This window comes from Methanobacteriaceae archaeon, assembly GCA_013403005.1.
Lineage (GTDB): Archaea > Methanobacteriota > Methanobacteria > Methanobacteriales > Methanobacteriaceae > Methanobacterium.
The window spans coordinates 346,802-360,213 of record JACBOA010000001.1; the positions used below are offsets into that span (position 1 = coordinate 346,802).

Here is a 13,412-nt window from a genome sequence, read left to right on the forward strand (position 1 = left end):
ATAAATTCTTCAAATAATAGTTTTAAAGTAAACTGCGAATGAATTCTGCGGACTTTTCATGTATCTCCTGGGCTTTATCCTGGGTTTTGCCTTCAAGGGTTATTCTTACGAAGGACTCAGTTCCTGAGGGTCTTACCAGAACCCAGCTACCATCTCTAAACGATATTCTCACCCCATCTTTACGGTTAATATCTTCCACATCCTCAAAAATCTGGGAAAGATCTGAATTGACTTTTCCCATTATCATCTCTTTTTGATCATCCCTGCAGTCAATTTTATCCCTTATGGTGGGGAAACTGGGAACATCATCCAGGAGCTTGGAGAGAGGTCCTCTCTTTTGAACCAGTTCTATAACCCTCAGAGCGGATAATATTCCATCAGGACACATGCAGAACTGGGGATGCAGCCATGTGCCTGAGGGTTCTCCTCCGAACCTGGCAAGGGGTTCATCATGATTTTGGTTTAGTTGGTGGATCATCTCTGCCACATGCACATCCCCCACCTTTGTTCGCTCTACTGTACCACCTACTTCTTCCAGTGCACGGTCAATGCAGGCGGATGCATCTACAGTGGTAACTACACAACCTCCCATCTCTGCTGAAACCAGAGCCAGTAGTTTATCGAAATCAGCCATTCTCCCCTTATCATCCACAGCCACCATTCGATCAGCATCACCGTCATGGGCTATCCCCAAGTCGGCACCAGTTGCCTTCACCACTTTCATAAGTTCCTTTAAGTTAGCAGCGGATGGTTCTGGTTTTCTGCCAGGGAAGAAACCATCTGGTTGAGCATTTAAACTTACCACCTTGCATCCTGCTTTTCTTAAAATTAGGGGTGAAAGATAAGATGCAGCACCATTGGCACAATCCACAACCACTTTAAGACCGGGTTTGATGTCCATTAAATTCAGTAAGTCTTCAATATAATCATTAACAATGGGGCTTTTGTCTTCAATTTTCCCTATATCCTGCCAGGGTGCCTTAAAGAAATCTTTTTCATGGATTATTTTTTCAATGGCCCGTTCCTGTTTTTGAAGGTAGGCCATGCCATCTGGATTCCAGAGTTTAATCCCATTATCTGGAGAGGGATTATGTGATGCAGTAATCATAACTCCTGCATCTGCCCCTAGTTTCATGGTTGCATAGCCGACTACTGGTGTGGGAACCATTCCCAGACTTAAAACATGGCAACCTCCTTCTAGGATACCGGAGGTCACTGCTCTTTCCAGCATTAAATTGGAGGTTCGAGTGTCATAACCCACAACTACTCTACTTCCTTTCCCAAGGTAAGTTGAAACAGCTTTACCTACCTTTAGTGCTAATTCGGGGGTTATTTCGTCTTCTATTTTTCCCCTTATTCCAGAGGTGCCGAAAAGTTTGGGAATATTAGTTTCAGATTCAGAAATACCTCTTTTAGACTTATCAATATCATTTTTTGTTTCAGAAGTAATATTTTTAGATTTAGGAATATCATCTTTAGAAATATCAGGATCCATATTCAAGCCCCAAATTTACTGGATCGGTTCATAAGGTCCATAAGTATGTTCATAATGTCACTGCCTCTGATGCGGCACAGGCCGCCACGGGTTGCAGATCTTTCATTGAATTTATCAACCTGATCCACCCGGACATCGGGTCCCTTAATAACCAGGGGAACCGGGTCTCCAGTATGGTCCATTACCGAGATAGGTGTGGAATGATCAGCAGTTAAAATGAAATAAACATCTTCAACTTCCATCACTTTACCCACCACACCATCAACCTTTTCTATGAATTCAACTTTTTCATCCAGGTTGCCATCGTGTCCGGCTTCATCTGCACCATCTATATTAATCAGGATGAAATCATAATCCGCTGTTGCGGTTTCCAGGATTTTGTTGGTGATGTTATCAATGTTCGTGTCCACTCCGCCAGTAGCTCCTTCAACTTCAATAACATCCATCCCAGTAATATTTGCAATTCCATGAATAAGCCCAGTTTCAGCGATACACGCGGATTTTAGACCGTACTTGTCATTAAATGCCTCTACATCTGGAACCGCCCCTGCACCTCGAGGAACAGTGACGTTGGCTGGATTTTCACCATTTCTTATCCGTTCAATATTAACTGGATGGTCCTTCAAAAGATGGTAGGACTCCTTAATAACTTTGTTTAAAATTTCAGCAGTTTTATCCGCTTCTGGGGAACCATCCAGCCCCTTTACTTTTTTAACTTTTTTCCCATCATATTTGGGATCCGCATCAGAGATCTGGTCAGATAATCCTTCTCCTCTTAAAACTAAAACTGCTCGGTGGCCGGTGGATTCTTTGAAGATGATCTCCACATCTTCTTCAATATCCATAGAATTGAGTGTTTCTACTAAATCTTTGGTCCCTTCCCTAATTCTACCAGCTCTGCGGTCAGTAATTATTCCCTGGTCATTAAGAGTGGAGAAATTACAGCGAAATGCTATATCTCCTGGTAGTACATTCACACCCACTCCGGCTGCTTCAAAGGGCCCTCTGCCCGTGTAAACTTGGTAAGGATCATAACCCAGTATGGAGAGGTGGGCCGTGTCACTACCAGGTCTTATACCTGGTTTTATGGAGTCCATAATCCCATTTACTCCTAACTTGGCCATTCGATCCATATTAGGGGTTTTTGCTGCTTCTAATGGGGTTTTGTTGCCTAATTCCTTAAGGGGACGGTCTGCCATTCCATCAATTATCATTATGATTCCCTTCATATTATCACCATATCAACCATACCATGATATTACCCAATAAAGCTCCGGCTAATGTAGCCAGGAGATTAACATGTTCATTGGTGAGGTAACCTTTGATTTCCAGAACTGCTCCCAGGATACTATCCACAAAGCAGCCAAAAGTCCCGGCAACCACGGCTATTAACATTGTTCTGGTCAGATCAGGATACACTCCCAGAATATAAGCGGCTAATCCAATCAGAGCAGCTCCTAAAATTCCTGCAGCAGTCCCTAATACTGATATTCCTCCATCTGTACCTGGAGGGACTTTTTTAAAGTTAGTTATAAGGCGGGGGGTGCTTACTACTCCCACCTCGCTGGCCATGGTATCAGAGGTTGCTGTGGCTATTGAACCAATGAATCCTGCATAGTTACCAAATGCAGCCATTACAAAGGCAACAATACCATTGGAAACCACATTTTTAATGGTTCTGGTGCCTTCGTAGACTCCAATTTCTTTCTTATAATCATGTTTGTATCGGGTGAATGCCACACCCAGAATGAGAAATAAAAATATTAAAAAAAGCCAGTTCACACCGGCGGCGAAGATGATGATCACGCCCATTATGATCATGAAAATGGATCCCAGGAGATCTAGGGCTTTTCTTGCGTAGGTAATGAGCCCTATCATCACCAGGAGGACCACATATTCCCAGCTAATCATCTATCTCCCAGATCATGACTTTTTTTCGTCAACTACTTTAGTTTTTATTACTTCCACCCTTTTCAGGGGGTATATTTTCTTAGTTTCGTGGTATACATAGGATGCCAGTTTCCCACCTATTATTTCTTCCACCAGTTCCACGAAGTTTTTCTGTGATGCAGCATCCACAACCAGTTTTTCTATGGTTTCCCTGATGTAGCGCTGCTGGGATGATTTAGCTCTTTTAATGGTTATGGCCAGAACATGAATCTTCATTTTCTGCCCGTCTTTGGTTTCAGCCTTGACTATGGCATCAATCCGGCTGGTTCCTCTCCGGATCATGCTTCTAACATAGTCAGTGGTAACCTGGTGGCCTATGAAACGGGTGGTGGCAGTGTCTCCGGCAACTTCACTGATCTGGAATTTTAGTTTCACATACTGCTTGCTGAAGTCCCCTGTAAGTTCCCTCATGGTGGATTCAACTCTTCTTTTAAGGAGCATATCCGGATCCCGGGCCGGGGTGGTGCCTATCTCAGCATCTCCGAATTCTTTAGGAGTAGTAATAGTGTACCATTGTTTATCTTTCCATGTATCTCTTACTCTTCTACGTCTTGCTTTAGCCATACTAATCACTTATTATATTCGTATTTCGTATCATTTTGTAAGTATTTTATACAGAATTCGCGATTCAATAGATAAATCTCTAAAAATCACAACTAATCTAAAAGTTTAGAATCATTTATTATAAATCTCATTCATGGTTTATAAATATTGTCAAAATAGTAAAACTAGGGGAAAATCATTTCATAGAGTCAGTATTCCCCTGTATTATTTTTAACCCGAATTGAAATATTGCCCCTGATTTGGATTAAATATTGATTTGATTTACTTTTTGTTTGGTTCGCTGATTTGACTATCAAAAAGACTGAAATGAATATAGCTGAATTCTAATAGGTTCCCAATAGGTTCAGGCATACCAGGCAACAAGAACAATAAAAATACCACTTAATAAGTTAGCCAGGAACCAACCCACCTTTCCTGAACTGCTTCGGTATTTGCAACCCCTACTTTCCTGGTTCCTACTCCAGAACCAGAAACTGATGCTATGGTATATAAATATCACTCCTGGAATCCAGGCCAGTTTATAACTCCACTGAGCACTGAAGATGAGTCCCACTCCAATGAAACCATAAATCCAACCAATAACAATATCCGCCATAGCCAGGCCTTTCTCATAATCTTTATACTCTTCCAAGATTCCCTTCTCAGCTATACCTAACTCGACAGCCCGGTTCCAATCAACAATACTTATGAGTTGGCCAATGAAATGGAAAACAAAACCAATTATTAGAACCAAAATTCCGGATAGGATATGGGCATAGGGAAATAATTCAATCAACCTCACCTCCCCCTAAAATATGTGTAGGGTACTTGGTACTCAGTGTAGGTAAAACCTTTCATAAACTTTTTATCTCATGATGTATATAATCTTATTAATCAATGATTTACTAATTGGGCTTAAAGCTTAGAATTTTGGATTTATAATATTTTAAACGAATTAAAATAAAAAAATAACCTTTATTTCGGTGTAATTTAAAAAGGGGGGGTGTAATTCAATGTGGCAAGTATCAAACAAGCTCTGGGTAATAACTACAGCTCCTTTAGTGTTGGTGGGAGTGGGAATGATTGTTTATGGTTTAATGGTATCCCCAGAAGCTCTGAATGATGATGGATATCCACTTAACAATTTTCTATTTATAATGGGTGGCGCATTCATAGTTTTTCCACTTTTAGGAGCTTTAGGAGTTTATTATTATTACAAAAGGATCAATGATCGGGAAACATACCTCTTGAATGAGGGTATAAGGGGTGAAGCAGAGATTCTGAGCCGGGAACAGACTGGAACTTATATCAATGAGCAACCACAAGTCAAATTCAAACTCAGAATTACCACACCTGCAGAAACATACGAGTTGGAACATAAAGAAATAGTAAACCTACTGGATATGGGTTCCATTCCGGTTGGTAGGAAAGTTACAGTAATGATTCATCCGGATAATCCTAAAGACATTCTCCTGGTTTTATAAAGATATTTTTTTACTGATAGGGAGATTTTTTTAGTTTTTACCTGGATAGATCTACTTAGGAAGTTTTATTCATAAATTTTATTCATAAATATTTCATGGTCTATGAAACGCTTTAAAACTTCTTCAACACTCCCTTCATCTTCAACTAGTTTTAAATTTGCTTTTTTAATACCATATTTTGCTTTCATACCAGCTTGAGCTGCAATAATGACTTGGCAGTCTCCCAGGATCTGGAGGCCCTTGTGCCACTGGTGTTTTTCTTCAGGGTTAATATGGGTCTTAATATATTCAATAAATTCCGCATCATCCCCACCATCCCACTGGTATATGGCAAATCCCTTGGCCCTGCCAAAATGATCTGCATTAATCTGGTCTGAAGTTGCCACTGCAATTCTCATATAGGGTCCCTTTCCTTTAATTGGCAAATAATATTATTTTTCTATAATTTTATGCCATTATTTTTATTATTATTTTATGCATACAAAAACCGGTCTTTCACCGGATTTATCATCCCATGCAAGATCCTCATAGTTACTGTAGATGTGACATTGGAACCCGGTTTCTTCCAGAATCCTCATTACATCCCGTGTGGAAAAAACACCAATCTGGTGCTGGTCAATTTCAAAATCCATCACTCCATCTTCTTTAATCAGGAAGACAAAGTTGGCATTGAAAACTCCATCATAGAGCCGGCTCTGGGATATCCTGGCCAGCTGAAGATCTCCTTCAACTACCGCATCAACCAGCATCCTTCCTTCTTCCCAATTTTCAGTACAGAATCCCAAATCGAATATTAAAACTCCACCAACTTTTAAATGACTATAAAAATTTTTAAATGTTTTTTCAAGGTCAATAAGGTTGGTGTGGTAGTTTATAGATGAAAAAAGGCAGATTATAACATCGAATTCATGTTGCAAGTCCAGTTCTCTCATGTCACCCTGGATTAACTCCATTTCCGGAACCTTTTCATGGGCAATATGTAACATATCCTCATTTAAATCCAATCCCACTATCTGGAATGAATCTTGAAGGTACTGGGCATGATTACCAGTTCCACAGGCCACATCAAGAAGATGATTACCATCAGATGTTTTAAACTGGTCTACAACCATTTTCACAAATTCTGCTTCTCCAGAATAATCCATCCATTGGTAGATAAGGTCATAGTAAGGTGCGAATTTCCGGTAAAGTTGCTGTTCGGGCATAGTATCATTAAAAGGTTTGTAAAGGATTAATATCTTATTAATATCTTATTAATGGTGATGTTTTAATTCTGATGTTACTTTGGATAGTCTTTTTTTCTTAATCTAATCTTAATAGTACTTCTGTTCAGTTATATGGGTATGGCGAAAGATTATCATTTAATCTTTTTTATGAGTTGGGCAACGTTATCTGCAAATCTTTGAATGGTTTCGATTCCTTCAGTATCCTCTTCAACTTCTCCTGGCTTCCACCCGAAGACCATGTTCCAGTAGGTGCTTCCCGGGACGATCATGTCATTTATGAAGAAGAACATGAGCATTTCCTGTATGGTGGCAGTGTGACCACCTCTCCGGGCCACAGCAATGGGACCGCCCACTTTCCATGATAAGAAATTTCCTGAAACCCTGCTGACCATTCCAATTCTCTGCAGGGCTGACATCATCTCACCCCTTGCTGTTCCAAAGTATACGGGTGAACCAACAATGAAACCGTCTGCTAATTTTATTTTTTCAATGATTTCGTTGAGACCATCTTTAAGGGCGCATTGGTGTAATTCAGAGCATTTTCCACAGGCAATACAGGAACGGATTTTCATCTGCCTTAAAGATATTATTTCAGTTTCAAGTCCCTTTTCTTCTATGGTCTTGGCACATTCTTCCAGTACTTGCATGGTATTACTTTCTTTACGGGGGCTGGCGCATAAAATTAAAACTTTACTCATAAAAAACCTCCCTAAATATCTTTTTTATTTTATTTTTTTATCTTCATATTCATATTAGTCTACAACTATTTTAAATCTATAAATATTATTTGAACAATTATTTTATTATTTTGGCTTTTTTAAATCCCTGCATCATTATCAAATCCAATATTTATTGTTATTATTATCTGAATGTCTGCTTAGGACTCTAAATTTATTTCTATTGGTTTTCGCTCTTTAGATCGACACTTCTTCAACTTTATTCTAAGTAAGGTCGATAATTTTTTTTTTGGTTTAAAGTTACCAAAAATGGGGTATTTTTAACATTTTTCATTTACCAATTGACCTATAATTGTTTTTAATTTGTTTTTAATAAATATAATGTCGTTTATTTCATGATTCTAAATTATTTTAGCCTTTTTTGGATTAGATCGTTAAAACACATCTTAAATTCGTGTGAAAAAAATTATATGTAGGTTATAGTCATATATTAATATTAGAAATCGTCATAAATATCATTAAAATAAAAGAATTTGCAAATTCTCAATCAATGCAGTCATGACCATAAACTTCTCTAATGGTGATAAAAAGTGCATAAATTTCATTGAAAAATGAAGAAAAATTAAAAGGAGGTGAGAAATAATGGATTTTACAATAGATTTTCAGAGAAAAACAATAAAAATCACAGTAGTGGTTCTAACTATTTTTGGAGTTATGCTATTCCTTTCACCTGTAACAGCAGATACGGATTCTGCTCTGGCAGATTCTCCCCAACCCAAATATCAACATGACAACCAGAATACTGGCCAGTCGCCCTACCTTGGGCCTGAAACACCCATCGAAAAATGGAGTTATACTACTGGTGGTCCAATACTTACTTCGCCAGCAATAGGTAAGGATGGTTCCATTTACTTTGGGAGTAATGATCGTAATTTTTATGCTTTAAGCTCTCAGGGTGTTAACATATGGAGTTATACCACTGATGCATCTATTCTGTCTTCCCCTGCAATAGCAGAAGATGGAACTATTTACTTTGGGACTGCTAATGGAAATTTTTATGCTTTAAATCCTGATGGAACTTTAAAATGGAAATATACCACTAGCGGGTCTATTATGTCTTCCCCTGCAATAGGTAATGATGGTTCCATTTACTTTGGGAGTGTTGATGGAAATTTTTATGCTTTAAATCCTGATGGAACTTTAAACTGGAAATATACAACTGGAGGTACAGTGACTTCTTCACCTGCAATTGACAAAGGGGGATCTATTTACTTTGCAAGTTCAGACAAAAATTTATATGCTTTGAACCAAGACGGAACCGAAAAATGGAGTTTCACCACGGGTAGATCTGTTCTGACTCCTCCAGCCATTGGGCCCGATGGTTCCATTTATGTTGGAGAAAAATGGCCAATTGATACTAGTATTGCTGCCAGATATTTTGCTCTGAACCCTGCAGATGGAACAATGAGGTGGACTCACTACACTGGAAGTCGTGGAGTTACAGCTCCGGCCATTGGAATTGATGGTTCCATTTTATTTGGAGAGGGGAGCATCGGTTCCAAGTATTTTGCATTAAACCCTTTAGATGGAACTTTAAAATGGACATTTACAAGTGGAGGAGTTAATTCTCCACCCGCAATAGCTAAGGACGGAACTATTTACTTTGGTAGTCAGGATGGGAGTCTATATGCTCTTGACCCTCAAAGTGGTAAATTAAAATGGGCTCATACTACTGGAGGAAGTCTAGAAACACCACCTGTCATCGGACCTGGAGGTTTTATCTACTCATCAAGCTATAATGGAAAACTCTATGCCATTGGAGATCAGCAAACCCCACAGTCCAGTTTATATGTGAAAACAAGTGTTGACAAAACTTCCCCAAGAGTAGGTGAAAACATTCAAGTTACCTTTAAAGTGGGAAATAACGGACCATCCGTTGCTTTACAGACTACTTTCAACTGGCAAATACCAACAAACCTTAAATACAGGAACTTATACTCACCGGACGGATACAATCTTTATCAGTACAATTCTGCTACAAAAACCATAAAATGGAACTTAGGTGATATTCCTGCAAAGACTGACCCCACTCTCGTCGTTGATCTGCTGGTAGCTAGTGCAGGAGAAATTATAATTTCACCAATTCTTTCAACATCCAGTTATGATCCATACATCAACACCAACACCCAGAGTATTACAATTTATGCACAATCAGCTTCACAAACAACAGTTAAAGGTTATTCATCTGGAAAGACTGTGGGAATGCAGGGTACTGGTTTATCACTTCTTCCATTGGTCTTGGCAGTGCTTCTGGTTATGACTGGACTTTCTTCACGCTTGGATTAACCAGAAACACTATTTTTTTATTTTTTTCCTTTGATCAAAAATTTCTTTTACAACAATGGTTTTGAAGTGGTTTAGTAATTCATTCAAAGCATTTTAATGATTTTTTACTGAAATCTAAACTTTCCCTACTGGTGCTAAATAGATAACAAATTCATCTTCACCATCCAGACGCAATAAATCATCAATGTATTCCTGATCATAGGCACCGATGGTACAGGTCCCAGCTCCAATAGCCTCACAGGCCAGATACATGTTTTGACCCACATGTCCGGCATCCATGGCTATCACTTTATGGGAGTCCAGTGCGTAGCGCCATTCCATACGGTAGGGTATAGCACTCCATATGAAGGTCACTGCTGATGATCCTGCAAAATTCTGGCCAAAAGTTGCTTTAATCATTTCCTGTTGTAAGTTACTCTCTTCAAATTCTAGGAGAAGTTCGTGGGTTAAAGGAAGATAACGGTAAATTCCCTGTTTAAGTTTCTCTCCATTTTTATCTAATTCCACATTAAAAACTGCTAAATACGTTTCCAGAGCATGCCTGCAACCTGCAGATGGCACATTACGAAATGCGTAATCACCGGCGTACATGCGAATTCCCTGGGTTGCCCATAAAAGATAGGACAATTCCATTAGGGTAAGAGGTTCCTGGGTATAACTTCGCCGACTCTGACGATTTTTAATCGCTTCAGAAAGGCTTAAGTCAAATATCTCATCCCAATCAGTGCTGATAAGTTCTATCCTCTCAGATTCTGGAGAATAGGGCTTTTCTATAGGCGGAGCTTTTATACCCAAACTCTGGTCAGTTTTAGAAAAATCAATGGTTTTCCTGATGGAATCCTTTAAAAAATAGCGATATTGGTTTAAATTCATTTATACACCCCTTATCATTTTCTTTTATATTATTTCCCATATCCTAAAACTCTATCCTATTTGCTCTAAAACAAAGATTGGAAAATGCGTTCATTATAGCACCATCCTGAATAATTTGGACCTTTTTTGTTGAAATGGTTAGTTTCCATATTCTAAATAATTTCCTTATTTCCCTTGATAAATTAATTTTATCGTAATCCTTTAACAAACCTTCCAATACTCTGCATTGATCCATCGGCTCCAGGAAGTTGAGTATAAAAAATCTGCCAGCAGTGGAACATGTTCTGCCATACTTCCAGACTAACCTTTACCTCATTTGAAATGGCTAAATCTCTGAAACGATTAATATCGCAAAGAAGAAGCTCCCGACTCCCAGCTTGAAGTAGAAGGGGTGGAAGCCCTTCTAAATCTCCATATATTGGTGAAGCCAGGGGGTTCTTGGGATTTTGTCCCTGTAAATATAATTCTCTAACCTTTTCCAGTCTCTGGTGATCAATCCAATCATTCACATCCTTCAGGTGCTTGTAAACAACTGGAAAGTTAAGATCCACCGCAGGAGACATGCATACTGCACAATATGGCAGTTCAACCTCCATTTTTTTAAGGGCCAGCAGGGAGGCCAGTGCCAAGTTCCCACCAGCGGATATTCCGGATATCACAACATCCTCAGCCTGGAAACCTTCATCCAGCAACCACAGATAAGATTCAATAGCATCTTCTACTGCCAGTGGAAAGGGGTTTTCCGGTGCCAGGCGATAATCAACACTAAATACTGAAAAACCAGTGTATTTAGATAATCTCTGGCAGATATCCAGATGTCCTCTGGTGGATCCCAAGTTGAATCCACCTCCATGGAAGAATAAAACAACCTTCTCATAACTGCATTGGGGAGTAACAATCCAATATGAAGGTACCGGTGATTTATGTTCTTTTAAAATTTTCAAAGGTCCATTGGAACTAAATGAAAGATAGAATTCATCAAAATTCTCACGGATTTTTATTAAATCCCTTTCATCTAAATCAAACTGCTTCTTAATAAGTTTAAGCAATTCAATGGTATTTAAACTCAATTTAGTCCCAACATGCATTTTTTATTAGTTTATAATCTTAAATATTATTTTTTTTTTAGTAAATTTTTGGTCTTAATCTAGTCTTAATCTAGATTTTTATTTATTTTCTTTAATTTTTGTGTTGCAGAGTTCATTCTATGTTGAAATAGAAATTATTATAAATCATACTTTTTTCCCAGCAATTTTTTCCATTTTTGCGGTTCATAGCATTTTTATGGACCTAAGAAAATTATCAGCTTCATTTAGATGTTTTTTAATTTTCTTTTCATCCCTCAAATAATTTTTTAAAAGTGCCAAGCGAGGATTTTCTTCCAGAAGTTGCTGATGAGTCCATATGAATCTCCAGAAAAGTGAAGTCCATTTCTCGCACCATTGGCCTGGAGGATAATCACTCATCTTTAAAAGATAATTACAGGAGCTGATATATGGTTTGGTGGTGATCAGGCCTCCATCTGCATATTGGCTCATTCCATAAACATTAGGCACCATCACCCAGTCATAAGCATCAATAAAGAGGGTCATGAACCAGTAGTATACTTCGTCAGGGTTTACCTCCAATAATAGCATCAGATTCCCCAGGATCATCAGTCTTTCTATGTGATGGGCGTAAGCATTCTCCATCACCCTCTTCACAGTATTATCGAAGGGGATTAGCCCGGTTTCACCCTTCCACACACTTCCAGGCATCTTTTGATGGAATTCCAGGTAGTTCCTGGTTCTAAGATTATCACCCTCAAACAGATACACTGCTCTTAAAAACTCCCTCCAACCAATTATCTGTCTGATGAAACCTTCCCGTGAATTTAAAGGGACTCCCTTTGTTGAAAGCACTTTAAGGAGGACTTCTTCTGGGGTTAAAAGTCCAATGTTCAGGGAACTGGATAATAGGGAATGGAAAAGAAATGGTTCGCCTTTTTTTATGGCATCCTGATAATCACCAAAATAGAAAAAACGTTTTTCTAAGAATTCATCCAACCACAATTCAGCATCATCATGAGTTACTGGATAAAAAAAACCATCAGTACTTCCAGGGTGATGGGGAAATTTTTTCTCCACATAAAGGGTAGCTTCCTTTATGAAAGGATTTTCAGGGGCACTTTTAACGGTGGGAATGTCCAATCTCCTGGGAATCTTCCTCCGATTGTACTTATCAAAGGTCCACCTTCCACCCACAGGCTTACCATCCTTTATAAGGATTCCCAGACGTTTACGTTCATTAATATAAAAAGAAGTTAACCTATAACCTTTATTATCCTGGAAATAGTATTTCAGTGATTTCTTAGAATTCAAAAATGAAGGAGAGTTTAACTCATGATTCACTATATTAAATTCAGCAGAATATCTTTGCAAGCGTTCATCCAGTGCAAAATCAACAGGATCTGCATAATAAATATTTTCAATTCCATCCTTTTCCAATCTTTTAAAAAGATAATTCATTTCAGGGTCAGATTGATAGTCAAGATAGTTGACCTGGTAACCCTTCTCATCTAAATAGTATTGATAAGCTTTCATTGATGCGCGATGTAGAAGAATCTTTTTTTTATGGAAGGGGATTTTATATGTGGAGTCATGGAAAAAGAGCTGTTCTTCAACTAGGTAAATAGGTTGATTGATCTCATGAAAACTAGGAATTTTTTTGAATAGCTGATGGGGAAATATTACTAAGGCAGCATCTATCTTGGCCATGTTATCCTATTATTAGTATGATTCTTTCTAATTTTTAATATTTCCCCATTTATTTTAGTGAT

13 protein-coding genes are annotated in these 13,412 nt (G+C 38.5%); 2 read left to right on the forward strand and 11 right to left on the reverse strand.

Annotated elements, in window-relative coordinates; genetic code table 11:
- Positions 1–22: 22 nt before the first annotated feature.
- The 5 genes from glmM to HVN35_01675 form a co-directional block, all read right to left on the reverse strand.
- Positions 23–1,495 carry a phosphoglucosamine mutase gene (glmM, locus tag HVN35_01655; GenBank protein ID NYB51259.1) on the reverse strand — a complete coding sequence of 491 codons (1,473 nt, stop codon included), beginning with the start codon at positions 1,493–1,495 and terminating at the stop codon, positions 23–25.
- 2 nt (positions 1,496–1,497) lie between these two features.
- The gene (locus tag HVN35_01660; GenBank protein NYB51260.1) at positions 1,498–2,724 is read right to left on the reverse strand and encodes a 2,3-bisphosphoglycerate-independent phosphoglycerate mutase; all 1,227 of its coding nucleotides are present in this window, start codon (positions 2,722–2,724) and stop codon (positions 1,498–1,500) included.
- 4 nt (positions 2,725–2,728) lie between these two features.
- Positions 2,729–3,406 carry a TIGR00297 family protein gene (locus HVN35_01665; protein ID NYB51261.1) on the reverse strand — a complete coding sequence of 226 codons (678 nt, stop codon included), beginning with the start codon at positions 3,404–3,406 and terminating at the stop codon, positions 2,729–2,731.
- 12 nt (positions 3,407–3,418) lie between these two features.
- Complete coding sequence (locus tag HVN35_01670) at positions 3,419–4,009, reverse strand: 30S ribosomal protein S3ae (GenBank protein NYB51262.1); 591 nt, start codon at positions 4,007–4,009, stop codon at positions 3,419–3,421.
- 343 nt (positions 4,010–4,352) lie between these two features.
- Positions 4,353–4,784, reverse strand: coding sequence for a hypothetical protein (locus HVN35_01675; GenBank protein ID NYB51263.1), 432 nt, complete (start codon positions 4,782–4,784; stop codon positions 4,353–4,355).
- Positions 4,785–5,001: 217 nt separating this feature from the next.
- Here HVN35_01675 and HVN35_01680 point away from each other — a divergent pair, with 217 nt between their 5' ends.
- A complete protein-coding gene (locus tag HVN35_01680; protein NYB51264.1) occupies positions 5,002–5,472 on the forward strand; it encodes a hypothetical protein in 471 nt (156 codons plus the stop codon).
- Positions 5,473–5,537: 65 nt separating this feature from the next.
- Here the strand turns inward: HVN35_01680 and HVN35_01685 are convergent, their stop codons facing one another.
- The 3 genes from HVN35_01685 to HVN35_01695 all read right to left on the reverse strand — a co-directional run bounded on the left by HVN35_01685 (position 5,538) and on the right by HVN35_01695 (position 7,396).
- Positions 5,538–5,870 (reverse strand): dinitrogenase iron-molybdenum cofactor biosynthesis protein, encoded by a 333-nt coding sequence (locus HVN35_01685; protein NYB51265.1) that lies wholly within the window; start codon positions 5,868–5,870, stop codon positions 5,538–5,540.
- A 69-nt stretch (positions 5,871–5,939) separates the two neighbouring features.
- Entirely contained in the window at positions 5,940–6,677 is a 738-nt protein-coding gene (locus HVN35_01690; protein NYB51266.1) for a methyltransferase domain-containing protein, read from the reverse strand.
- 152 nt (positions 6,678–6,829) lie between these two features.
- The gene (locus HVN35_01695; GenBank protein NYB51267.1) at positions 6,830–7,396 is read right to left on the reverse strand and encodes a flavodoxin family protein; all 567 of its coding nucleotides are present in this window, start codon (positions 7,394–7,396) and stop codon (positions 6,830–6,832) included.
- Positions 7,397–8,017: 621 nt separating this feature from the next.
- Here HVN35_01695 and HVN35_01700 point away from each other — a divergent pair.
- On the forward strand, positions 8,018–9,721 hold the full coding sequence (locus HVN35_01700; protein ID NYB51268.1) for a PQQ-binding-like beta-propeller repeat protein: 1,704 nt from the start codon (positions 8,018–8,020) through the stop codon (positions 9,719–9,721).
- A 114-nt stretch (positions 9,722–9,835) separates the two neighbouring features.
- Here HVN35_01700 and HVN35_01705 read toward each other — a convergent pair whose 3' ends face one another.
- The 3 genes from HVN35_01705 to HVN35_01715 all read right to left on the reverse strand — a co-directional run bounded on the left by HVN35_01705 (position 9,836) and on the right by HVN35_01715 (position 13,341).
- Entirely contained in the window at positions 9,836–10,594 is a 759-nt protein-coding gene (locus HVN35_01705) for a SagB/ThcOx family dehydrogenase (GenBank protein ID NYB51269.1), read from the reverse strand.
- Between the two features lie 188 nt (positions 10,595–10,782).
- Positions 10,783–11,682, reverse strand: coding sequence for an alpha/beta hydrolase (locus HVN35_01710; protein ID NYB51270.1), 900 nt, complete (start codon positions 11,680–11,682; stop codon positions 10,783–10,785).
- A 183-nt stretch (positions 11,683–11,865) separates the two neighbouring features.
- Positions 11,866–13,341, reverse strand: coding sequence for a cryptochrome/photolyase family protein (locus HVN35_01715; protein NYB51271.1), 1,476 nt, complete (start codon positions 13,339–13,341; stop codon positions 11,866–11,868).
- Positions 13,342–13,412: the final 71 nt, after the last annotated feature.